The following is a 21,866-nucleotide window of genomic DNA, read 5'->3' as shown; positions in this document are numbered from 1 at the left end:
CGGCAAATCGCTCCCTTGCATTAACGCTCCTGTTTGTATAAAGTGACCCTGTTGCATTTTTGCCACACCAAGGATTCCCCATCAATGGTTGAAAACCATCACCAACAGCCAGGGCTGCTTTCACCCCAGGAGTACGAACGGAAAAAGCGGCGGCGGGAAGCAATCATCATCGCCATCTCCGTCCTGCTGATCCTCGTGCTGACCCGGGCCGAGATCCACCTCTCCCGCATCAGTTCCGAAGTCCCCATGGGGAGCAACATCCTCATCTTCGGCATCATCAACATCATCATTCTCCTCATCATTCTCCTCATCTACCTGGTTTTCCGCAATGTGGCCAAGCTCCTCATGGAGCGACGAAGCAAGGCCATCGGCGCCAATCTCCAGACCAAGCTCGTCATCGCCTTCATGGGACTGTCGCTGGTGCCGACCATGCTCCTCTTCGTGGTGTCGGCCTCCTACGTCAACATGAGTATCCGCAACTGGTTCAACACCCAGGTCGAGAACTCCCTGGCCGAGTCCCTGGAGGTGGCCCAGACCTACTACAAAAACTCGGCCGCCAACGCCCTCTATTACGGCCGGCAGATCAGTTCCATCATCCGGGACGAGCGGCTCCTGAACGAGGAAAACCTTCCCCGGCTCCGGGAGTTGGTCCGCCGGAAGCAACAGGAGTACAACCTCGGCATCGTGGAGGTCTACTCCTCCCAGAACGAAGAGCTGGTCCGGTCGTCGAACCCCGGCGTCCCCCAGGGGGAATTCACGAACCCCTCCTCCGAGGACATCAAGGCGGGGCTCAACGGCAAGGAACTGAGCCGCGTCAACACCGTGGGGAAAGCCGACCTGATCCGCGGCATCATGCCCATCTACTCCACCTACCGGGCCGACGAGGTGGTGGGGGTGGTGGTGGTGAACTACGTCGTCCCCTACTCCCTCGTGGAGAAGATGCGGGAGATCACCAGCTCCTACGAGGAGTTCCGGCAGCTCAAGATCCTCAAGAATCCCATCCGCTCGGGGTACATCCTGACCCTCTTCCTTGTCACCATGGTGATCGTCTTCCTGGCGGTCTGGTTCGGCATCTACCTGGCCAACAGCCTCACGACCCCCATCAAGGAGCTGGCCGAGGCGACCCGCCAGGTGGCCGAGGGGAACCTGGACGTGCAACTGGGGCAGCGATCGAGCGACGAGTTCGGGATTCTCGTGGCCGCCTTCAACAAGATGACCCAGGACCTGCGGAGCCACCAGCAGGCCCTGCGCCAGACCAACATCGAGCTCGTCCGGAGCAACCAGGAACTGGACGAACGGCGCCGCAACATGGAGATCGTGCTGCGCAACGTGGCCGCCGGCGTCATCTCCGTGGACAGTCACGGCGTGGTCACCACCATCAACAAATCGGCGGAGGAGCTCCTGCAGGTCGCCGCCCGCGACGTGGTGGGGAAGAACTTCCGGGAGGTCCTCAAGCACGAGCAGATCGACACCCTCAAGGGTATCCTGCGCGACATGGTGATGGCGAAGCAGGACACCATCAGCCGTCAGGTGACGGTCCCGATCCGCGACTCCAGGGCGACGCTCCTCTTCAACCTGACCATGCTGCGGGACGAAAGCGGCGAGTTCCTGGGAACGGTGGTGGTCTTCGACGACCTGACCCAGCTCATCAAGGCCCAGCGGATGGCGGCCTGGCGGGAAGTGGCCCGGCGCATCGCCCACGAGATCAAGAACCCCCTGACGCCGATCCAGCTTTCCGCTCAGCGGCTGAGAAAGCGCTATCTCCCCCGCTTCGGCGACGAAGACACCGTCTTTGACGAATGCACCGCCATGATCGTCAAATCGGTGGATGAGCTGAAAAACCTCGTGAACGAATTCTCCAGCTTTGCCCGGATGCCGGCCGCCAACCCGGCCCCCAACGACCTGAACGGGATCATCCGCGAGGCCCTCACCCTCTTCAGCCAGGGGCACAGGAGCATCTCGTTCGGCTTCCGGGAAGACCGCCGGCTCCCCCATCTGCAGCTCGACCGGGACCAGATCAAGCGGGTCTTCATCAACCTTCTGGACAACGCCGTGGCGGCCGTGGCCGAAGAGGGGGAGATCGAAATCGAAAGCCGCTTCGATCCCGTCCTGAAGATGGCGGTGATCACCGTGGCCGACACGGGACACGGCATCGCCCCCGAGGACAAGCCCCGCCTCTTCGAGCCGTATTTCTCCACCAAGAAGTCCGGGACCGGCCTGGGGCTTGCCATCGTCAGCACCATCATCGCCGACCACAACGGCTTCATCCGCGTGCGGGACAATCTTCCCCGCGGGACGAAATTCATCATCGAACTGCCGGTAACGGCGTAGCCCCCTCACCCCTGCCCCTCTCCCCAAGGCGAGGGGAAAACTCAAACCCTCTCCCCCTGGGAGAGGGTGGCCGCAGGCCGGGTGAGGGGAATTTTTGCTAGAGGACCACAACATGAACGAAACAATACTCGTCGTCGATGACGAACAGAACATCCGCACAGCCCTGGCCGGCATCCTCGAAGACGAGGGATACCGCCCCGTCTTCGCCAAGGACGGCCTGGAAGCCCTCGACATGGCCAAGAAGGAGAACCCCGACCTGGTGCTCCTCGACATCTGGATGCCGCGGCTCGACGGCCTGGAGACCCTTCAGGCCCTCAAGGAGTTCCACCCCCTCCTGACCGTGGTGATGATGTCGGGCCACGGCACCATCGAAACGGCGGTGAAATCCACGAAGCTCGGGGCCTACGACTTCATCGAGAAACCACTCTCCCTGGAAAAGGTCCTCGTCACCGTGAAAAACGGCCTCGACGTGGGGCGCCTCAAGGCCGAGAACGACACCCTCCGCACAGTGGCCTTCAAGGGACACGACATGGTGGGGAACACCCCGGCCATTCTCCAGCTCCAGGAGCAGGTGAGGCGCGTGGCGGCCACCAACGCCTCGGTGCTCATCACCGGCGAGAACGGCACCGGCAAGGAGCTGGTGGCCAGGGCCATCCACTATTGGAGCCCCCGCAAGGAGAAACCCTTTGTGGAGATCAACTGCGCCGCCCTCCCCGAGGAGCTCATCGAAAGCGAGCTTTTCGGCCACGAAAAAGGAGCCTTCACCGGCGCCGTGGCCCAGAAGAAGGGGAAATTCGACCTGGCCGACGGCGGCACCATCTTCCTGGACGAGATCGGCGACATGTCCCTGAAGACCCAGGCCAAGGTGCTCCGCATCCTCCAGGAGCGGAAATTCGAGCGGGTGGGAGGGACAAAGACCATCGAGGTGGATGTGCGGGTGGTGGCGGCCACCAACAAGGACCTCCCCGGCGAGATCCGCGGCGGCACCTTCCGCGAAGACCTCTTCTATCGCCTCAACGTGGTCCCCTTCACGGTGCCGCCGCTCAGGGAGCGCCGGGACGACATCCCGCTCCTGGTGGAGCATTTCCTCGCCATCTTCGCCCAGCGGGAGGGACAGGAGCGCAAGAAGGTGCTCCCGGAGACGGTGGAACTCCTCAAGGGGTACGACTGGCCCGGCAACGTACGGGAGCTGCGCAACATCATCGAACGGCTCGTCATCATGACGCCGGGAAAGGTCATCACCCCCGACCAGGTTCCCGACTCCATCGGTAGCGCGGCAGCCGGCCGCGAAGGGGAGGCGCAGCACCCCGGAGCACCCCTTGAGCTCAACTCCCTCCGGGAAGCCCGAGAAGGATTCGAGCGGGAATTCATCCTCCAGAAGCTGGAGGAAAACGGCTGGAACATCTCCCGCACCGCCGAGGTCATCGAGCTGGAACGGAGCAATCTCTACCGGAAGATGAAGAGCTACGGGATCGACGCCAGGAAATGAGCTTTGGGTGTCGCACAAAGAGAAAAGGGCCGTCTCCTTTGGGGAGACGGCCCTTTTCTCTTGAAGAAGAGAGTTTTATTCTTACTTCTGCTGCAGCACGCAGTCGATGATGGCGTTGATCCGCCGGTTCATGGCGCGTCCCTTCGGGTCGGAGTTGTACCCGATGGGGCGGGTATAGCCGTACCCCTTGGCGGAGAGGCGGGATCTCTCGATGCCGAACTTGTCGGCCAGATAGGTCACGACACTCTCGGCGCGGCGCTGGGAGAGCTTCATGTTGTAGTCGTAGCTCCCCACGCGGTCGGTGTGCCCTTCGATAACTGCGGTTGTGGTGGGATTTTGTTTCATGAACTCGCCCACCTTGGCGATTTCGTCATGGTACTGGGGCTTGATGGTGTACTTGTCGGTGTCGAACTGGATGTTGAGGCTCACACAGAGCCGGTCCGGAAGCTTGGCGATAACCTTGGGATCCTCCAGGGCGCAGTCGACGACCGCCTGGATCCTGCGGTTCTTCTGTTTTCCCGCCTCGGTGGCGTTGGAGGTAAGGGGCTGGGTCTTCCCATACCCCTTGGCGGAGAGGCGTGAGCGGTCAATCCCGAAATCTTCCACAAGGGAATTCACAACGGCTTCGGCGCGGCGCTGGGAGAGCTTCATATTGTAGTCGTCGCTCCCCACGTCGTCGGTATACCCTTCGATGACCGCCGTGGTGTTCGGATACTGCTTCATGTAGTCGGCGACACGCTTCACCTCGTCCTTGTACTGGGGCCGGATGTCGGCCTTGTCGATGTCGAACTCGATCTTGAGATCGGTGCAGTACTTCATGAGGCCAGGGCGCGGCTCGGCAGCCATGACTGCGGGAGGGGCCTCGGGTGCCGAGGTCGCTTCAGCAGGAGCAGCCACCGCGGGGGCTACGGGAGCGACAGCCTTCTTCTCGCCGCCAAACAGGAAGCTGAGGCCGACGGTGTATTCCCAGTTGCTGAGTGTCCGGCTCAGGTCGAGGAGGTAGCGGCCATCGGTCCGCACCGCAAGCGCCTCGTTGATGAAATACTTGAGGCCACCACCGGCCGTGACGATGCCGTCGGTACGGCTCCTCACCCCGGCGCCCTCACTGTCGATGGTGATTCCGCCGCCGCCAACGGCCAGAAACGGCACCAGATCCGTTTCCGGCATGAAGTGATAGAGCCCCTCAAGACGGTAGGTGATGGCATCAACATCGGACTCGCGCTTTGTCTGCTCGGTGGGGGTATAGCCGAAGACCCCTTCAAGCCCACAGTTTTTCGTAAAATTGTACCCACCACGGATACCGAAGGTGGGGCCCGTCTTGATGTGCTGCTCGCCATCGAAGGTGTATCCTCCCACGTAGGGGGTGATGGCAAACGAGCCCGGCTTCACCCCTGCCATCGCCGTCGTGGCAAGGGCGAAAAGTGCGCATCCTGCAGCCAATAGTCTCTTCATCGCGGAACCTCCTTGTTCTGTGTAAGGCAGCCTCAAGATCTCGGAAAAACTATAGACCGGCATTACCGCTTGTCAACGGATGCAAATGCGCGAAGCTCGTCATGAAAACGGTTGACAGGTCGCACCACGGCCGGGTTATATAGATGCACGCTCAAATCCATGCGAAAACGCGAGGTGCCCGATGACCCTTCTCGACACGATCCTCGACGCCAACAGGAAGTTCGTCCGCCCCGGGGCATTTCCTCCCCTTCCCAAGAACCCGAGGAAGCAGTTCGCCATCTTCACCTGCATGGATACCCGGCTCGTGGACTTCCTGGAACCGGCCATGGGAATCAAGCGCGGAGACGCGAAGGTCATCAAGAACGCCGGCAACACCATCGTCGACCCCATGAGCGGCGGCGTGGTGAGGAGCCTCGTGGCGGCCATTTTCATGCTCGGCGTGGAGGAAATCTTCGTGATCGGGCACCAGGACTGCGGCATGGCCAGCGTCGATGCCAAGGCCCTGAAAGAGCGGATGATTGCGCGGGGCGTGGATCCTGCGATCATCGAAGCCCAGGTGCCAGACCTGGCCCAGTGGATGGGGGCCTTCTCCTGCCCCGAGGAGAACGTCGGGCGGGTGGTTTCCGTTCTCCGCCAGAACCCTCTCATCCCCCGGGACGTGCCGATCCACGGCCTCATCTTCTGCCCCAACGACGGTCACCTGGACGTGGTGGTGAGGGGCTACAGAGCCCCGTGAGGAGCGACATGACCCACGACTCCCTCTTCAGCACCGCCGAACTGGAAACGGTTCCCCTTTTCCGCTTTGTCCCCATGGAGTGCATCGAGGGAATCCTGGCCCACTGCACGGCCCAGGAACTCCCCCGGGGCGAGCGGTTCGAACCTGACGGCCCCCTCGACCGCAGTCTCTCGGTGCTCCTGTCGGGTCGCCTTGCCCTCCACTATGACGTTCGGGAAACCGATGATCCCCTCTTTCTGGAAGCGGGGGATATCATCGGCGAGACGTTCTCCGCGGGAGAACCGGGCGTCCCGTGCCTGCTGGTGGCTGCCGAGCCCTGCCGCGTCCTCGTCATGGAGGAGGACCTCATCTGGTCCCTGGCCCAGGCATCCCACGCCGCCGCCTGCAACCTCCTCGGCATCCTCCTGAGGCGGCGCCACGACCCGAACCGCGAGGGTTTTGCAGGAACGGCGCGCGAGTACGCCCTCCACGACCAGAGCATCGTCGACCCCCTCACCGGCTTCCAGACCCGCCGCTGGCTGGAAGGGGTTCTGGAGCGCCAGGCAGGCCGTGCCGCCTCCAGCGGCAAGCCCCTCTCCCTCATGATGATCGACATTGACCACTTCCGCGCCTTCAACGAAGAGCACGGCCGCATCGGCGGAGACCGGGCGCTCCATGCCGTGGCCAAGGCTCTGCGCAACTACCTCCGCCCCACCGAGGTGGTGGCCCGTTACGGGGGGGACACCTTCGCCATCCTCCTCCCCGAAACCGGAGTCGCCACGGCCCGGATGATCGCCGAGCGCCTTCGCCAGCGGCTGACCAACACCGTCATCGACATCCATGACGGCCGCATGCTTCCCCCCCTCACCATATCGGTGGGGGTCGCCGAAGCCACCGTCGGCTCGGACAGCCTCACCCTGCTCAGGGGCGTCCTGGACGCCCTCGACGCCGCCAAGGCCTCGGGGGGGAACGCCGTTTCCGGCTGATTCGGCGACCGTCCTCGACACCTATGCTCTTCAGGCTCTTCCTCATCTTCAGCGTCGTCCCGGTCATCGAGCTCTATCTCCTCATCAGGGTCGGGAGGCTCATCGGCGCCCTCCCCACTGTGGCCCTCCTTCTCCTCATCAGTTTTGCCGGGGCGTGGCTCGTCCGGCACCAGGGATTCGCCATCCTCCGCACCATTCAGAGCGAGCTGGCCGCAGGGCGGCTTCCGGCCGCCAGCATCCTGGACGGCGCCGTCGTCCTTGTGGGAGGCATCCTGCTCCTCACCCCCGGCTTCTTCTCCGACTTTCTCGGCCTCTTTTTCCTCATCCCCGCCACCCGCACAATAATCAAGCAGTTTTTGGGGCTCTGGCTCCAGAAGAAACTCGCCAGCGGCCAGGTCATCATCCGCCGCCACTGACCCTCCCCGCTCCCCGCCGACCTCCCTTCCGTTGCATCCCCCCCGGAATGCGGTACCCTTGATGATGCCGAACATACTTGCATCAAGGAGGACTCACCCATGAAGGTACTCATTCCGTTCTATTCAATGTACGGCCACATTTACCGGATGGCCGAGGCCGTGGCCGAAGGGGTCCGGGAGGTCTCGGGCGCCGAGGCGGTGCTCCGGCGGGTGCCGGAAACCTTGCCAAACGAAGTATTGCAAAAGATGGGGGCCGTAGAGCCCCAGAAAGCCTTTGCCCACATCCCCGTCTGCACCGTGGACGAGTTGGCCGACGCCGACGCCATCATCTTCGGCACCCCGACCCGCTTCGGCAACATGTGCGGCCAGATGCGCCAGTTCCTGGACGCCACCGGCGGCCTCTGGGTGAAGGGAAGCCTCGTGGGGAAGGCGGGAGGGGTCTTCACCAGCTCCGCCACCCAGCACGGGGGGCAGGAGTCCACCATCCTCACCTTCCACACCTTCCTCCTCCACCAGGGGATGGTGCTCGTGGGGCTCCCCTACGCCTTCGCCGGCCAGATGCGGATTGACGAGATCACCGGTTGCTCCCCCTACGGGGCCTCCACCATTGCCGGCGGCCAAGGGGAGCGGCTTCCCAGTGAGAACGAGCTGGCCGGGGCCCGGTACCAGGGGAAATATGTGGCTGAGATCGCGGCAAAGCTGAAAGGATAACTCCCTCACCCGGCCTACGGCCACCCTCTCCCCGAGGGAGAGGGTTTGTTGTCTTCCCTCGCACTCGGGGAGAGGAACTGGGGGTGAGGAGTAGCATGGAGGTTCCCCCATGACCTGGATCCGCTGGTTCTCCGAAATCACTATCGACGACGTCCCCCTCGTGGGAGGGAAAAACGCCTCCCTGGGGGAGATGTACCGGGAACTCCGCCCCCTTGGAGTGAAAATCCCCAATGGCTTCGCCGTCACGGCGGAGGCTTACTGGTACCTCGTCCGCTCTGCCGGGGTGCTGGACGAGATGCGGCGGACCCTGGCGAAACTCCACAAGGAGGACGTGGACGACCTGGCCTTCCGGGGCCACCGGGTGCGGGAGCTTATCTACGGCGCGCCGCTCCCGGCGGATCTGGCTGCGGAAATTGCGGCCGCCTACCGCCGGCTCTCCATCGAGTACGGCGGGAACTGCGACGTGGCGGTCCGCAGCTCCGCCACCGCCGAGGACCTCCCCACCGCCTCCTTCGCCGGCCAGCAGGAATCCTACCTGAATATCCGGGGCGAGGCGCAGCTTCTGGACGCCTGCCGCCGCTGCTTTGCCTCCCTCTTCACCGACCGGGCCATCTCCTACCGCATCGACCAGGGGTTCGACCACTTCAAGGTGGGGCTCTCCATCGGGGTCATGAAGATGGTCCGCTCGGACCGGGCCTCCAGCGGCGTCATCTTCACCCTCGACACCGAGACCGGCTTCCGGGACACGGTGCTGGTCACCGGTGCCTGGGGGCTGGGGGAGAACGTGGTCCAGGGGGCCGTGAACCCCGACGAGTTTGCCGTCTTCAAGCCGACCCTCCGCCAGGGGTTCCGCCCCATCGTCCGGCGCAAGCTCGGCGAGAAGAAGATCAGGATGATTTACGGTGCCGGCACCTCCAAACACCTGACGAAGAACGTGGAGGTGCCGAAGGAGGAGCGGCGCCGCTACTGCCTGGCCGACGACGAGGTGCTGGAACTGGCCCGCCAGGCCCTCCTCATCGAGGAGCACTACTCGAAACGGGCCGGCCATGACGTCCCCATGGACATTGAATGGGCCAAGGACGGCGTTTCGGGCGAGCTCTTCATCGTCCAGGCCCGCCCCGAGACGGTGGAATCCCAGAAGCGGCTCGACTTCCTGGAAACGTACGTTCTGGAGCGCAAGGGGGAAGTCCTTACCACCGGCACCAGCGTTGGCGGAAAGATCGCCGTCGGCCCGGCCCGGGTCATCACCGATGTCCACAAACTCCATGAATTCAGCCCCGGCGAGGTCCTGGTGGCCGACACCACCACCCCCGACTGGGAGCCGGTCATGAAGACCGCCGCTGCCATCGTCACCAACAAGGGTGGGCGCACCTGCCACGCGGCCATCGTGAGCCGCGAGCTGGGGATCCCGTCGGTGGTGGGGACTGGCAACGGCACCGAGCGGATCGCCACGGGCCGGGAGATCACCGTATCCTGCGCCGAAGGTGACGTGGGACGCATCTACGACGGTCCCCTCCCCTTCCGGGTTGAGCGGGTGGACCTGGCGGGCATGCGCCGCCCCCGGACGAAGATCATGATGAACCTGGGGAACCCGGAGGAAGCCTTCTCTCTCTGCCGGATTCCCAACGATGGCGTGGGGCTCGCCCGCATGGAGTTCATCATCACCAACCACATCAAGGTCCACCCCATGGCCCTTGTGCACCCGGAGCGGGTGGAGGACGAGGCGTCCCGCCGCGAGATCGGGCGCCTCACCGCCGGCTACCCCGACCCGCCCGCCTACTTCGTGGAGAAGCTGGCCGAGGGGATCGGAACCATCGCCGCCGCCTTCCACCCGAAGCCGGTCATTGTCAGGATGAGTGACTTCAAGACCAACGAGTATGCCTCGCTCCTGGGGGGGCGGGCCTTCGAGCCCGCAGAGGAAAACCCCATGATCGGCTTCCGGGGGGCATCGCGCTACTACGACGAGCGATACCGGGAAGGATTCGCCCTGGAGTGCCGGGCGCTGAAGCGGGTGCGGGACGAGATGGGGCTCGCGAATGTCATCCCCATGATCCCCTTCTGCCGGCGGATCGTGGAGGCGAAAAAGGTCCTGGCGGAGATGGCGGCAAACGGCCTCGTGCGGGGAGAGAACGGCCTCGAGGTCTATGTCATGTGCGAGATCCCGAACAACGTCATCATGATCGATGAGTTCTCCCGGCTCTTCGACGGTTTCTCCATCGGCTCCAACGATCTGACCCAGCTCACCCTCGGCATCGACCGGGACTCGGCCCTGGTGGCCCACGTCTTCGACGAGCGGGATCCGGGGGTCATGCGCCTCATCGCCACCGTGGTGGATGGCGCGCGGCGCAACCACCGCCACAGCGGCATCTGCGGCCAGGCCCCCAGCGACTACCCGGAATTCGCCGCCTTCCTGGTCCGGGAGGGGATCGACTCCATCTCGCTGAATCCGGACTCGATCCTGAAAATCACCCTGCGCGTACTTGAAATGGAAAAGGAACTGGAGAAACCATGAACCGTGACTGGACCCTGATCGAAACCCTCCTCCCCCAGGACACCAACCCGGCGGGAAGCATCTTCGGCGGGGTGCTCATGAGCCTCATGGACAAGGCTGCGGCCATCACCGCCTGGCGCTACGCCCGGTGCGACATGGTCACCGCCGGGGCCGAGGAAATCGCCTTCATCCGGCCGGTGCGGGTGGGCGAGGTGATCAAGGTGGAGGCCCGGGTGGTCTGCACCGGCCGAACGTCCATCGACATGGCGGTGATGGTTGAGGCGGAGGATGTCTTCACGGGGCAGAGTTACGAGGCGGCCCGGGGATACTTCACCATGGTGGCCCTGGACAAGGAAGGGAAGCCGACGGAGGTCCCGCCGTGGGAACCCCGCACCGAGGAGGAGCGGCGCCGCTGCGAAGCGTCCGGGGAGCGCCGGGCCAGGCGCCGGAAGAATACGTGACCAACGAGGCAATTATCGCAGCACAAGAGGGCTTCTCCGGAGGCCCTCTTGCTTTTATGGGACAAACACCGATTAATCCCTTCCTGATTAACCTACGAAAAATGCGGCAATACCCCTCCAGTTCTGGGATAATGCCATAGCGGCCGGCAAGGACGTCACCAGGATCAAGTGCGGCAGTGGCGGCATGGGCGGTGGCGGTATGGGTGGCGGTATGGGATGTCCCGGCAGCGGAACGGACCCCGACCGGTGGACGCAATTCCGCAACCTGGGGCTTACTGACAACGAACTTCAGGGGCTGGCCGTCTTCAACGATCCCAGTCGAGCGAACTGCGCGGCGTGCCACTCGCTTGAAGCCGGCAGTAACGGGTATCCGCTCTTCACCTATTTCGGGACTACGGCCTCGGGGGCTACCTGAAAAATGCCGGATATTCGCCCGAAGTCTACGGACCCCAAATGGGCAAGCACAAGGTGCCGACACTCCGCAACGTGGACCAGCGCCCCTCCCCCGATTTCGTAAAGGCTTACGGCCACAACGGCTACTTCACGAGATAGCGGTATTCCGGATGCTATCAAAAAAAAGGGCGACCCTCCCAGGTCGCCCTTTTTGCTGCTTTCCACCACCGGCATGCTGTTACCGCCGCCCTCCGCCGAAGAGGGACCCCAGCACCCCCCGGATGATCTGGCGCCCCACCTGACTGCCGATGGCATGGGCCGCGCTCTTGGCAAAGGCCCCGAGCACCGTCCCCACCTGGCTTGCCACTTCGCTCTTCCCCTCCTCCGGCGCCGGCGCTGCCGCCTCGGCGGCCGCGGCTGCGGCCTCGGTCTTGGCCTTGAGCGTCTCGTAGGCCGACTCCCGGTCCACCGCCTTCTCGTAGAAACCAGCCAGGGGCGACCGGGCGATGACCGCGGTCCGCTCGGCACCCGCGAGGGGGGCGAAGCGGCTCTGGGGTGGGCAGACCAAGGCCCGCTCCACCACGGTGGGAGCCCCCTTCTCATCCAGGACCGATACAAGAGCTTCCCCCACCTCCAGCTGGGTGATGACCGTCTCCACGGAGAAAGCGGGGTTGGCCCGGAAGGTTTCCGCAGCAGCCCGGACCCCCTTCTGGTCCTTGGGGGTGAAGGCCCGCAGGGCGTGCTGCACCCGGTTCCCCAGCTGCCCCAGCACCGTGTCGGGGAGGTCGACGGGGTTCTGGGTCACGAAGTAGATCCCCACCCCCTTGGAGCGGATGAGCCGCACCACCTGCTCGATCTTCTCCACCAGGGCCTTGGGGGCATCGTCAAAGAGGAGGTGCGCCTCGTCGAAGAAAAAGACCAGGTTCGGCTTCTCCGGGTCCCCGGCCTCGGGGAGCTGTTCGAAGAGCTCCGACAGCATCCAGAGGAGGAAGGTGGCATAGAGCTTGGGCGACTGCATCAGCTTGTCGGCGGCGAGGATGTTGATCACCCCCCGGCCGTCGGAATCGGTCTGCATGAAGTCCTGGAGGTTCAGGGCCGGCTCCCCGAAGAACTGCTCCGCCCCCTGCTCACCCAGGGCCAGGAGGTTCCGCTGGATGGCGCCGATGCTGGCGGCGGAGATGTTGCCGTAGGCGGTCTGGAACTCGGCGGCGTTGTCCCCCACGTAGCGGACCATGGCCTGGAGGTCCTTGAAGTCGAGGAGCAGCAGGCCGTTGTCGTCGGCCACCTTGAAGATGACGTTGAGGACCCCGCTCTGGACGTCGTTCAGGTTCAGGAGCCGCGACAGGAGGAGCGGCCCCATCTCCGAGACCGTGGTCCGGACCGGGTGCCCCTGCTCCCCGAAGACATCCCAGAAGACCACGGGGAAACCGCTGTAGGAGAACCCCTCAAGCCCCATCTTCGCCACTCGTTCGGCCACCTTGGGGTTCTCGTCCCCCGGCAGGGCCACCCCCGACAGGTCCCCCTTCACATCGGCCATGAAGACCGGCACGCCGATGGCGCTGAACCGCTCGGCCAGCACCCGCAGCGTCACGGTCTTGCCGGTGCCGGTGGCGCCGGCCACGAGCCCGTGGCGGTTGGCCATCCGCGGCAGGAGGCAGACTTCCTTCTCTCCCTTGGCTATCAGCAGTGCGTCCAGTGCAGTACCCATATATCTTCCTCCCTTTCCTTCATGGCATCCTCTTGAAGTGTTGCCGCTGAACTACCGCCAACCATTTCTCCAACCGGAACGCACCCTCACCCCAGCACCCACCCATAGAGTTCCCGGTATGCCTCCGCCTCCCGCCCGGCCGAAAACCGCTCCTCCACGAACCGGCGCCCCTGCTCGCCGAGCCGCCGGCGCAGCCCGTCGTCCCGCAGCAGGTCCCGGGCCTTTTGGAGCAACTCCCCCTCGTCCCGGTAAAGGAGCCCTGTCTTCCCCTCCTTCACGATGGAGCGGTTCCCCTCGATGTCCGCCGCCAGGACCGGCCGGCCGAAGGCCATGGCCTCCAGCACGCTGTTGGCCATCCCCCCCTCGAAGATGGAGGTATTGAGGACCACGTCGGCACGCCGGTAGATGGCACCGATGGCGTCATGCCCCACCTCCCCCAGGTAGCGGGCGAAGGGATGGCGCACCATCTCCGCCAGAACCGTTGCCCCATACGTTTCGTCGAGGACCGGGCCGGCCGCCACAAGCCGGACGCGGGAATCCTCCCCGTGGAGTTCCGCCAGGGGAGCCAGCGGGAAGCCGACGTTTTTGACCGACCGAAGCCCGGCAGGCAGAAAAAAGACGATTTCTCCGGCGTCGAAGCGCTCCTCTCCCCAGCAAAAAATCTCGCCGGGAAGCTCAACCCCCTGGGGAATGATCCGGGTCTTTGCCGCCAGACTCGGGTGGTGATCGACCACGCGGTGCTTGACGCTGGGGTCAAAGGCAACGATGGCGGCCGCATCACGCAGGACAGCAAGGGATTCTTCCCGCCGATCGTCAGCAAGGGCTTCGTAGACATCGGAACCGGTCAGGGTGACGATGTAGGGGATACCGACGACGCGGGCGATCTCCCGGGCCACCCGCCCCCCGAGATAGGCGTGGAAACCGTGGATCGCGTCCGGCTTCATCTGCCTGATCTCCTCAAGGATTTGGGCCGCGGTCAGACAGTCGAGGGAGTAGACGGTCGCCTCGCACCCGGCAGTGGTAAGATGCGCTGCAATGCGCCTGACGGTAACGGCGTTCCCCCGCACCGGCGGGGCATAGTAGGGAGTGATGAGGGCAATTTTCATGTATGCGGGAGGCTCCTCTCGGAGCGAGGATAGTAGCCTGACTGTGCCTTCCGATGCAAGGACAAAGCCCTTGCAGGGCTGCTCCGGCTCATGGTATTTTTCGTAGATATTTTACAGGGAATTCACCACATGAAAATAACCATTCTCGGCAGCGGCACCTCAACCGGCGTCCCCATGGTCGGCTGCCACTGTCCCGTCTGCTCGTCAAGCGACCCGAAGGACAAGCGAACCCGGTCCTCTATCATGATCGAGACGGCGGGAAAGTACATCCTCGTGGACACCTCGCCGGACCTCCGGCGCCAGGCCCTGCGTCAGCGGATTCCCTACATCGACGCGGTACTCCTCACCCATCCCCACGCCGACCACATAAACGGCATTGACGACCTGCGCGGTTTTCACTTCATCCACCGCCGGGTGATCCCCTGCCACGGCAGCCGGACAACCATGGAGGCAGTGCAAAGGAACTTCTCCTACATCTTCCGGGGACTGGAGGTGGTCGGCTACTCTCCCCTCATGGAAGCCCACATCGTGAACGAACCGTTTGCCCTTTTCGGGCAGAGCATCGTCCCGATCCATCTCTACCACGGCGCCATGCCCGCCACCGGCTACCGGATCGACGGCGCTGCCTACCTCACCGACTGCAGCCGCATCCCCGAGTCGTCGCTATCGCTCCTGACTGGCCTGGACATCCTCATCATGGACGCCCTCCGCTACACTCCCCACGAGAACCACTTCAACATCGAGGGGGCGCTCAGGATCGTGGAGCAACTAAAGCCGAAGCGGGCCATCCTTACCCACCTGACCCACGAGGTGGCCCATGGGGATGAGTCGCGGCTCCCCGTAGGCGTTGAGTTTGCATACGACGGCATGGAGATTGCTCTGTAGACGGAGCTGATCAAACAAGCGGCATAAGGTTCCCATGAACAAAGACATCCGCCTCCACGGACATATCGACGATCGAATCGAGTATTACGCCATCGTGGCTGGCGAGGATGCCCACCGGCGTTACTTCTTCAACGCCGCCGAGAGCAACGGGGCGCAGCTACGCTTCTTCTCCCCCGGCAACGAGTTCGTCATCGGCCGGGGCGGCATCAGCCACGCCGGCAACGGCGGCTCCTTCTGCGAGCACATGTTCGGCGTGGACCAGCCCATGGCTGACCTGGCCAAGGGGGATGTCATCAACCGGCTCGTGGTCTACGGCGCCCGCTCCGGCGACGAGGGAGGGACGCTCCACTTCAGCGAACAGACCAGCGGGGAGTTGGGCTTCGACAAGGTTTTCTTCGACGGCAACGCGGTGGCGAACTACTTCTTTTTCCTCGCCTCGAAACGCCTCGGCGCGAGCCTCCGCCAACAGCAGACAGCCATCGTCCGCGCCGTCGGCAAGGCCCTCAAGCGCTCTCCGGCCGTGGGCGCCCATGACGAGAACACCCTCATCGACGAGGTGCTCGGGCTCCTGAACGACCCCGGCGCCCTCTTCTTTCTCTTCAAGCTGGTAAACATCCATCACCGGGAATATTACGACACCTTCCGCAGTCTCTACTTTGCCAGCAAGAAAATCTCCGACGAGGATTTCGCCGGGCTTTCAGCCATTGCCGAGCGCCACAACATCGACCGCTACCAGCAGGAGCGGATCCGGATCGATGTCATGTACAAACATCCGGCCAATCGGCGGATCGTTGACGAATACAAGAACATCCTCATCGGCTGTCACCTCAAGGGGGAGATCAGCGCCCTGGAAAACGCCCGGCTCACCCGCCTCAAGACCCTGTCGGTGCGAAACAAGATCCCTGGCGCCCTCTTCTACGCCCTCGACGACATGCTGAAAAAAGACAAGAAGATCGGGGGGACCGAGGAGCACGAGTCCATCGCCGAGACCCGCCAGATCCTCGAAGGGCTCTTCCTGCGGGAACGGGAGATCGAGAGTGCCATCGACCGGGAGGACATGGTGAGGCTCCTTTTCGCCAAAAAGCGCGCCTCCGAGGTCAGGGACCACACCTTCGAGGAGATCCTTCTGGACGCCAGCAAGGGGTGCGACGAGAGGATCCGCGACGGGGCGGACATGGCGCTCCTGGAGGGGTTCTCCCACATCATCACCTATTTCGACCGGTTCGACGCCACGTCCCAGGCGGTGAGCCAGCTCGCGTTCATGGAAACCGTACGCATCTCCGAGGAGATGATCCGGAGCCTCCTGGGAAACCGGAGCGCCTTCGAGGAGTTGCGGCCGGGGCTCTTCACCGAGATCTTCATTGACGGGATCCTGGAGAACAAGTATCTGGGCCGCTACGGACGGAGGAAGGTTACGGCGCTCGTGGCGGGGCTGCGGCTTATCGAGGAGAACCGGCTCACCGTGGCGGCGCTGCTGGACGAATTGCTGGCCATCGACCGCGAGGAGCGGCTCGCCATCGCCCTCCTGAACCATGTGCGGGACCGGATCAGGAACTTCTACTCCAACTACGCCACCCGGGACGACCAGGCGACCATGAAACGCGAGGTGACCGAGGATCTGCGGAAACGGAAAATCATAACCGACTCCATCCCCTCACGGCTTTTTGACGAGACCATCGTTACCATCAAGAAGGAGGCGGTCTACCTCCATAACCTCCTCCCCCAGATCATCGGCAAGAAGGACAGCGCCCTGCGGGAGGATTTCCTGGAGAACTCGGGCCTGGACCGCTTCTACGTGGAGGAACTGGAGCGGGAATACTTCGAGCTGAACCGGCTCGACCTCGAACAACTCTACCAGATACGCAAAGGGCTCAGTTAAGGCCGGGATCGGGGATCAGGAACCGGCACAATCCCCGATCCCCGATTTCCTTGACTTCCCCTCCCCCCTTCCCCTACACTGCTCCTGAGTACATTTTCTACACTCAGAGGCATCCATGACCAATCTCAGCACCCAGCTCAATGCACTCCGCGACCGCATCGCCGACTATGGCAAGGAAAACCTGGAGGAGATGCTCCATGCCGTTGCCGAGGGAATCCGCCTCGTCTCGGGCCAGGACCGTATCCGCATCTACCTGGAAGACCTGACCCGCGGGGTCCTCTCCTGTGTCTACGCCTCGGGCCCTCTGGCAGACGAGATCCGTGCGGTAAGCTTCCCCATCATTTCCCGGGAGGCCACGGTCTCCAGCGTGTTCGTCAGCCAGTACCCGGCTGAGTTCCGGCATGACCCGGCCGGCCCGAGCACCTTCGACAACGGCTTTGCCGAGCGGTTCGCCGTCGGCATCTCCTCGCTCCTGCCGGTGGTGAGCCAGGGAAAGTCCATCGGCGTGGCCTGCATCGACCGCTTCCAGCCGGCGGAACTCCTCAGAGGGAAGGACAAGGCCCTCCTGGGCGAATTCATCACCTCCGTGGCCGACCGGCTCGACTCCGCCCGCATCTACCACCAGCAGCTTCTGCTGGCCCGGCGGGTGGATGAGTACAAGAAGCGCGAGGCCGCCTCCTCCATGGTTCAGTCGGCGGTGCGCCTCATCGACAAGCTGGTGCTCGCCTCGGTGCTCGTGCCGGTCATGGGCGACGACGGCACGGCGCGACTCGCCATCCTTGCCAGCCATTCGGAAGACCCCCGGTTCAAGACCCGCTACGACGAGCAGGGAGAGATCGCGCTGCAGCGGGGCACCTCCCTCATCTCCCGCTTCATCGACGACAACGCCGTCATTACTGACGAACGGCTCCTGCGCCCCCTCTTCATCCCCGACCTCACCCAGCACTCCCTCCAGAAGAAGGCCCTCACCGAAGAGATGGCGCTCCGTTCCCTCTACGTGGTCCCCCGCTACGAGCCGTCCAGCCGCAAGGTCATCTGCCTCGTGAACTACTTCACCGTGGAGCTCTACCGCTTCTCCGACTTCGAGATGGGGCTTCTCCAGACCCACGCCGAGATGGCCGAGCGGGCGGTGAACGAGATCGGCGGCGAACACCTGGAGATCCGGGTCCTGGCCGAGATCACTGAACTCCTCCAGGAACGGACCGAAGAGTTGCAGCCCTTCCTCACCAAGGTCCTCTCCAAGGCAACGGAGCTCATCGGCGCCGACACCGGGAGCATCGCCATCGTGGAGGAGCGGGAAGGGGGGAAGTGGCTCGTGGTGGAGGACGAGGAAGGGACCATCGTCGGCGCCAAGAACAAGGCGTGGATGAAGAAGCACATCCCCCCCTTCCGGATCGGCGGGGGGGAGCTCCCCCCGGAGGAACGGAGCCTCACGGGGTACGTGGCCTGGTCGAAGCAGCCCAGGATCATCGCCCACGTGGCCGACGAACAGCAGGGCGAGGGGTTCCACCGCTCCATGCACGAGCAGATCCAGAGCGAAATCGCCGTCCCCATCGTCTGCGACGACGAGGTGATCGCCGTGGTCTGCCTCAACTCCCTGAAGCCGGCCTGGTTCACCGAGGAGCACAAGCGGATCCTCCAGATCATCGACCGGCTCACGGCCCGGCACATCTCGGACCTGACGCGGATCGAGCGGCTCCAGAACGAGGTGACGCGGCTCAAAAGCGACGTGGCCTACAAGGACCCCCAGATCTCCTCCTACCGCCTCGGCAACATCATCGGCAACAGCCGCAAGGCCCAGGAGATCGTCGACTTCATCGAGACCGTGTCGGTTCCCCTCTTCAACCGGATCACCCTCTGGTCCAAGAACGTGCTCCAGGAAGCCACCATCGGCCTCCCCTCCATCCTGGTCCTGGGGCAGACCGGCGCCGGCAAGGAATTCTTCTTCAACAACCTCTACAACAAGCTGAACGAGATGTACCGGGAGAAGCTGAACCCCAGCGGCCAGCTCCCGGTGAAAAAGACCAACATCGCCGCCTACAGCGGAGACCTCACCTACTCGGAGCTCTTCGGCCACAAGAAAGGGGCCTTCACCGGCGCCTACAGCGACCGGAAGGGGATTCTGGAAGAAGCGGCAGGGGGAATCGTCTTCCTGGACGAGATCGGCGACGCCGACCCCAAGACCCAGGTGCAGCTCCTGCGCTTTCTCGACAACGGCGGCTTCGTGCGCCTGGGGGACAACCAGGACCGGTTCAGCCGGGTGTTGCTGGTGGCCGCCACCAACAAGGACCTGACCGAGGAGATCCGGCGGGGGAATTTCCGGGAGGACCTCTACCACCGCCTCTCGGAGCTGTCGATGCGGGTGCCGTCCCTGAACGACCGGCGGGAGGACATCCCTGACCTGGCCACCCACTTTCTCGGCAAGCTCTACCGCACCTATCGCGGCGACGAGCCCAAGGAGGACACCCCCACCCTCACCAGCGACGCCAAACAGCTCCTGATGAACCACCACTACCACGGCAACATCCGGGAGCTGCGGAGCATCCTGCTGCGGGCGCTCTTCTTCCGGAAAGGGAAAGTCCTTACCGCCGACGACATCCGCCGGGCACTGGCCGCCGGCATGAGGGAACTCCCCCCCGCCAACGCCGCCCAGGAGCTCAACGAACGGCTGTCAGTTGACATCATGCAGCAGATCGCCAACGGCGCGACCTTCTGGGAAGCGGTCTACGAACCCTACTCCGCGAACGCCATCTCCCGGGATGTGGTGCGGCTCGTCATCGAGCGGGCAAAGGATGCGGCGGGCAAGGCCATGCCCCAGGTGGCCCGTTATCTGAAAGCAGTGAACGGCGACGAAGAGGAAAACGACGAGGAACGGCGTCAGTTCTTCAAATTCAAGAACTTCCTCTATAAGACTGTGAAATTATGACGGATTGAGCTTTGCTGGGAATCGCTGCCCGGTACGCGTTCATGAGCCGAGTGCTCAACGTGTCGCGTAGCGGCTTTTACACTTGGCTGAGGCGCAAACCTTCTCGTCATGCCCTAGAGGACGAACGCCTCAAGGTAGCGATCGCCGCCCACGGCTGCTGCTTGAGTAGGGAGTGTCTACTATTGACAGGAAACCTCATACAGCTAGTTACCAATAGATTAGCTGGTGCGAAAGTTAATTATAAAATACATAAACCGCCTGTAAGATATGAAAGGTAATAGTATAATGCTGTCATTGAACAATAAATTATCTATAACTCAGAGCACCGCAATATTGTTATGTGCTGTTTATGTTGGTATTTTACTAAATATACCAATTTATATCAGACGATTTAGTTTGCTAGTTAACAAAATAGGATATGAAATTGCTACGTTTAATGTTTTGCTGGAAATATTAGTAGTTATTGCATCGGTTGTATTGTTCCTGATTGTTATTAGCTTGATGGGAAGATTAACATTCCGCGTTATGGCATCGTTATTAATCTTATTATCGGCTATCGCTTCGTTTTATATGATATTTTATAACGTAATAATCGGATACGGAATAATAATATCAATATTATCTACTGATATTGATATGACAAAAGACATTGTTGGATTGTATTCAATTAGTTGGGCACTAATTTTCGGTGTAGCACCGATTGTATACTTGAATCGATATTGTCATATAAACTCTTCAATTTATTGGCACGTTAAAGATAAAAGAGGAATTATCCAATTGCTATTGTTATCTATTATATGTATAGGGGTATTGTTTTCATCGCTACACTATTTTAAACTAAGTCGAGATGCGAGTCGCAAGGGAAACCATGGTGAGATGCCTAATAACACCGGAGTTATTTTTCATTCGTATGTGCCATCGAACTGGTTGGTCGGGCTTGGTATACATATTTTAAATATATATGAGGAAAAATTGCGCTCCAATAAATTGTTTAATCCTGCAAAACATTATATCTACAAGCCATTACCCAGTAACGATGATACCTTAGTGGTATTCGTCATCGGAGAGAGTGCCCGCTATGATCATATGTCTCTTTTCGGTTATGAGCGAAATACAAATGAGTATTTGAAAGCAGAAAAAAATATCGTTGCAATAAGGGGTATTTCATCTGATACAAGCACCAAACTTTCCTTGCGGACCATGTTTGTACGCGATGGCGGTTACGACCAAAGAACTATGCTGCCAAGAGAAGAGAATATATTCTCAGTGCTCAAAAGCCTTGGTTTCAGTTCAGAGTTGTTTGCGATGCAAGGTGAAGTGTGGTTCTACAATAGCGTTAACAGCGACTTCTACAAGATCCGCGAAGTAATCGCTTCTGAGAAAAATAATACGGGTAAACCACTTGACGACATGCTCCTGATTCCTGAGCTTGAACAATCCGTCAATAGACACCCAAAGGGTAAGCATCTTATTATTCTCCATACGAAAGGGCAGCATCATTTATATAGAGTCTTTCGTTTTTTAGTTGAAGCGCCTTTGGTTGAGGAGTCCGCAGTGCTGGTGGACTTTCAGAAGGAAGTAGGCGACGTCCCTATACCCATAGGCCATTCGTTTTAACCGTTTGATCTTGTTGTTGATCCCCTCGGAGATTGCCGAGGTGATTCGCCGGACAAAGAAGTTCAGAATGTAGTGCCGTTTGCGGAAGAGCTTCAATGCCAGCTCCTTGAAAGTGGCAAGGCCTGAGCGCAGGGCCTCGCCGATCCAGGTTCTCAGAGCCGGCTGGGCGTCCTTCTTCTCTCGGAACTCGTAGATGGTTGCAAACTGCTCTTTGAGAAGCATGGCCTTGTAGACCGGCTCGTTCAGCTGCTCCAGGCGTTTGAGCACCTGGGTCTTCTTATGGGACGGCTTGTTGCGCAA

17 protein-coding genes and 1 pseudogene are annotated in these 21,866 nt (G+C 61.7%); 14 read left to right on the top strand and 4 right to left on the bottom strand.

Features of this window, described 5'->3' with window-relative positions:
* Nucleotides 1-84 precede the first annotated feature (84 nt).
* Both KJB29_RS07385 and KJB29_RS07380 read left to right on the top strand, forming a co-directional pair.
* Nucleotides 85-2,331 (top strand): sensor histidine kinase, encoded by a 2,247-nt coding sequence (locus tag KJB29_RS07385; protein WP_215734047.1) that lies wholly within the window; start codon nucleotides 85-87, stop codon nucleotides 2,329-2,331.
* A gap of 112 nt (nucleotides 2,332-2,443) precedes the next feature.
* On the top strand, nucleotides 2,444-3,820 hold the full coding sequence (locus KJB29_RS07380) for a sigma-54-dependent transcriptional regulator (protein WP_215734046.1): 1,377 nt from the start codon (nucleotides 2,444-2,446) through the stop codon (nucleotides 3,818-3,820).
* Between the two features lie 81 nt (nucleotides 3,821-3,901).
* Here the strand turns inward: KJB29_RS07380 and KJB29_RS07375 are convergent, their stop codons facing one another.
* On the bottom strand, nucleotides 3,902-5,272 hold the full coding sequence (locus tag KJB29_RS07375; RefSeq protein WP_215734045.1) for an OmpA family protein: 1,371 nt from the start codon (nucleotides 5,270-5,272) through the stop codon (nucleotides 3,902-3,904).
* A gap of 181 nt (nucleotides 5,273-5,453) precedes the next feature.
* Here KJB29_RS07375 and KJB29_RS07370 point away from each other — a divergent pair, with 181 nt between their 5' ends.
* The 7 genes from KJB29_RS07370 to KJB29_RS07340 all read left to right on the top strand — a co-directional run bounded on the left by KJB29_RS07370 (nucleotide 5,454) and on the right by KJB29_RS07340 (nucleotide 11,467).
* Entirely contained in the window at nucleotides 5,454-6,008 is a 555-nt protein-coding gene (locus KJB29_RS07370) for a beta-class carbonic anhydrase (protein ID WP_215734044.1), read from the top strand.
* Between the two features lie 8 nt (nucleotides 6,009-6,016).
* Complete coding sequence (locus KJB29_RS07365) at nucleotides 6,017-6,973, top strand: diguanylate cyclase domain-containing protein (RefSeq protein ID WP_215734043.1); 957 nt, start codon at nucleotides 6,017-6,019, stop codon at nucleotides 6,971-6,973.
* A 23-nt stretch (nucleotides 6,974-6,996) separates the two neighbouring features.
* Complete coding sequence (locus KJB29_RS07360) at nucleotides 6,997-7,389, top strand: FxsA family protein (RefSeq protein WP_004513517.1); 393 nt, start codon at nucleotides 6,997-6,999, stop codon at nucleotides 7,387-7,389.
* Between the two features lie 99 nt (nucleotides 7,390-7,488).
* Complete coding sequence (gene wrbA / locus KJB29_RS07355; RefSeq protein WP_215734042.1) at nucleotides 7,489-8,100, top strand: NAD(P)H:quinone oxidoreductase; 612 nt, start codon at nucleotides 7,489-7,491, stop codon at nucleotides 8,098-8,100.
* A 109-nt stretch (nucleotides 8,101-8,209) separates the two neighbouring features.
* The gene (gene ppsA / locus KJB29_RS07350) at nucleotides 8,210-10,612 is read left to right on the top strand and encodes a phosphoenolpyruvate synthase (RefSeq protein WP_215734041.1); all 2,403 of its coding nucleotides are present in this window, start codon (nucleotides 8,210-8,212) and stop codon (nucleotides 10,610-10,612) included.
* A complete protein-coding gene (locus tag KJB29_RS07345; RefSeq protein ID WP_215734040.1) occupies nucleotides 10,609-11,052 on the top strand; it encodes an acyl-CoA thioesterase in 444 nt (147 codons plus the stop codon). The genes ppsA and KJB29_RS07345 overlap by 4 nt, the downstream gene beginning before the upstream one ends.
* Before the next feature lie 211 nt (nucleotides 11,053-11,263).
* The gene (locus KJB29_RS07340; protein ID WP_215734039.1) at nucleotides 11,264-11,467 is read left to right on the top strand and encodes a hypothetical protein; all 204 of its coding nucleotides are present in this window, start codon (nucleotides 11,264-11,266) and stop codon (nucleotides 11,465-11,467) included.
* 216 nt (nucleotides 11,468-11,683) lie between these two features.
* On the opposite strand, the gene KJB29_RS07335 is transcribed toward KJB29_RS07340, so the two are convergent.
* Both KJB29_RS07335 and KJB29_RS07330 read right to left on the bottom strand, forming a co-directional pair.
* Complete coding sequence (locus KJB29_RS07335; RefSeq protein WP_215734038.1) at nucleotides 11,684-13,153, bottom strand: helicase HerA-like domain-containing protein; 1,470 nt, start codon at nucleotides 13,151-13,153, stop codon at nucleotides 11,684-11,686.
* A gap of 86 nt (nucleotides 13,154-13,239) precedes the next feature.
* On the bottom strand, nucleotides 13,240-14,259 hold the full coding sequence (locus tag KJB29_RS07330; RefSeq protein ID WP_215734037.1) for a GPMC system family 4 glycosyltransferase: 1,020 nt from the start codon (nucleotides 14,257-14,259) through the stop codon (nucleotides 13,240-13,242).
* Nucleotides 14,260-14,388: 129 nt separating this feature from the next.
* Between KJB29_RS07330 and KJB29_RS07325 the strand changes: the two genes are divergently transcribed.
* The 5 genes and pseudogenes from KJB29_RS07325 (at nucleotide 14,389) to KJB29_RS07310 (ending at nucleotide 21,566) form a co-directional block, all read left to right on the top strand.
* Entirely contained in the window at nucleotides 14,389-15,144 is a 756-nt protein-coding gene (locus tag KJB29_RS07325) for a GPMC system MBL fold metallohydrolase (RefSeq protein WP_215734036.1), read from the top strand.
* A 34-nt stretch (nucleotides 15,145-15,178) separates the two neighbouring features.
* Nucleotides 15,179-17,023, top strand: a complete 1,845-nt coding sequence (locus tag KJB29_RS07320; protein ID WP_215734035.1) for a TIGR04442 family protein — start codon at nucleotides 15,179-15,181, stop codon at nucleotides 17,021-17,023.
* 115 nt (nucleotides 17,024-17,138) lie between these two features.
* Nucleotides 17,139-19,949, top strand: a complete 2,811-nt coding sequence (locus KJB29_RS07315) for a GPMC system transcriptional regulator (RefSeq protein ID WP_215734034.1) — start codon at nucleotides 17,139-17,141, stop codon at nucleotides 19,947-19,949.
* 17 nt (nucleotides 19,950-19,966) lie between these two features.
* Nucleotides 19,967-20,092: pseudogene (locus tag KJB29_RS19820) on the top strand (IS3 family transposase); the annotation flags it as partial.
* A 142-nt stretch (nucleotides 20,093-20,234) separates the two neighbouring features.
* Nucleotides 20,235-21,566 carry a sulfatase-like hydrolase/transferase gene (locus KJB29_RS07310; protein ID WP_215734033.1) on the top strand — a complete coding sequence of 444 codons (1,332 nt, stop codon included), beginning with the start codon at nucleotides 20,235-20,237 and terminating at the stop codon, nucleotides 21,564-21,566.
* Here KJB29_RS07310 and KJB29_RS07305 read toward each other — a convergent pair.
* On the bottom strand, nucleotides 21,471-21,866 hold a 396-nt coding region (locus KJB29_RS07305; protein WP_215734032.1), incomplete at its 5' end, for a transposase. The genes KJB29_RS07310 and KJB29_RS07305 overlap by 96 nt on opposite strands.

The organism is Geobacter grbiciae, from assembly GCF_018531165.1.
In the GTDB taxonomy this organism is placed as follows: domain Bacteria; phylum Desulfobacterota; class Desulfuromonadia; order Geobacterales; family Geobacteraceae; genus Geobacter; species Geobacter metallireducens.
This window is presented reverse-complemented; position numbering and strand designations above follow the sequence as displayed.

What these genes read in the sequence shown, in the direction of transcription:
- KJB29_RS07360 (WP_004513517.1), top strand. Translation starts at nt 6,997, where the DNA reads ATGCTCTTCAGGCTCTTCCTCATCTTCAGCGTCGTCCCGGTCATCGAG.
- KJB29_RS07375 (WP_215734045.1), bottom strand. Translation starts at nt 5,272, where the DNA reads ATGAAGAGACTATTGGCTGCAGGATGCGCACTTTTCGCCCTTGCCACG.
- KJB29_RS07335 (WP_215734038.1), bottom strand. Translation starts at nt 13,153, where the DNA reads ATGGGTACTGCACTGGACGCACTGCTGATAGCCAAGGGAGAGAAGGAA.
- KJB29_RS07320 (WP_215734035.1), top strand. Translation starts at nt 15,179, where the DNA reads ATGAACAAAGACATCCGCCTCCACGGACATATCGACGATCGAATCGAG.
- KJB29_RS07315 (WP_215734034.1), top strand. Translation starts at nt 17,139, where the DNA reads ATGACCAATCTCAGCACCCAGCTCAATGCACTCCGCGACCGCATCGCC.
- KJB29_RS07380 (WP_215734046.1), top strand. Translation starts at nt 2,444, where the DNA reads ATGAACGAAACAATACTCGTCGTCGATGACGAACAGAACATCCGCACA.
- ppsA (WP_215734041.1), top strand. Translation starts at nt 8,210, where the DNA reads ATGACCTGGATCCGCTGGTTCTCCGAAATCACTATCGACGACGTCCCC.
- KJB29_RS07345 (WP_215734040.1), top strand. Translation starts at nt 10,609, where the DNA reads ATGAACCGTGACTGGACCCTGATCGAAACCCTCCTCCCCCAGGACACC.
- KJB29_RS07310 (WP_215734033.1), top strand. Translation starts at nt 20,235, where the DNA reads ATGCTGTCATTGAACAATAAATTATCTATAACTCAGAGCACCGCAATA.
- KJB29_RS07340 (WP_215734039.1), top strand. Translation starts at nt 11,264, where the DNA reads ATGGGATGTCCCGGCAGCGGAACGGACCCCGACCGGTGGACGCAATTC.
- KJB29_RS07325 (WP_215734036.1), top strand. Translation starts at nt 14,389, where the DNA reads ATGAAAATAACCATTCTCGGCAGCGGCACCTCAACCGGCGTCCCCATG.
- KJB29_RS07330 (WP_215734037.1), bottom strand. Translation starts at nt 14,259, where the DNA reads ATGAAAATTGCCCTCATCACTCCCTACTATGCCCCGCCGGTGCGGGGG.
- KJB29_RS07385 (WP_215734047.1), top strand. Translation starts at nt 85, where the DNA reads ATGGTTGAAAACCATCACCAACAGCCAGGGCTGCTTTCACCCCAGGAG.
- wrbA (WP_215734042.1), top strand. Translation starts at nt 7,489, where the DNA reads ATGAAGGTACTCATTCCGTTCTATTCAATGTACGGCCACATTTACCGG.
- KJB29_RS07370 (WP_215734044.1), top strand. Translation starts at nt 5,454, where the DNA reads ATGACCCTTCTCGACACGATCCTCGACGCCAACAGGAAGTTCGTCCGC.
- KJB29_RS07365 (WP_215734043.1), top strand. Translation starts at nt 6,017, where the DNA reads ATGACCCACGACTCCCTCTTCAGCACCGCCGAACTGGAAACGGTTCCC.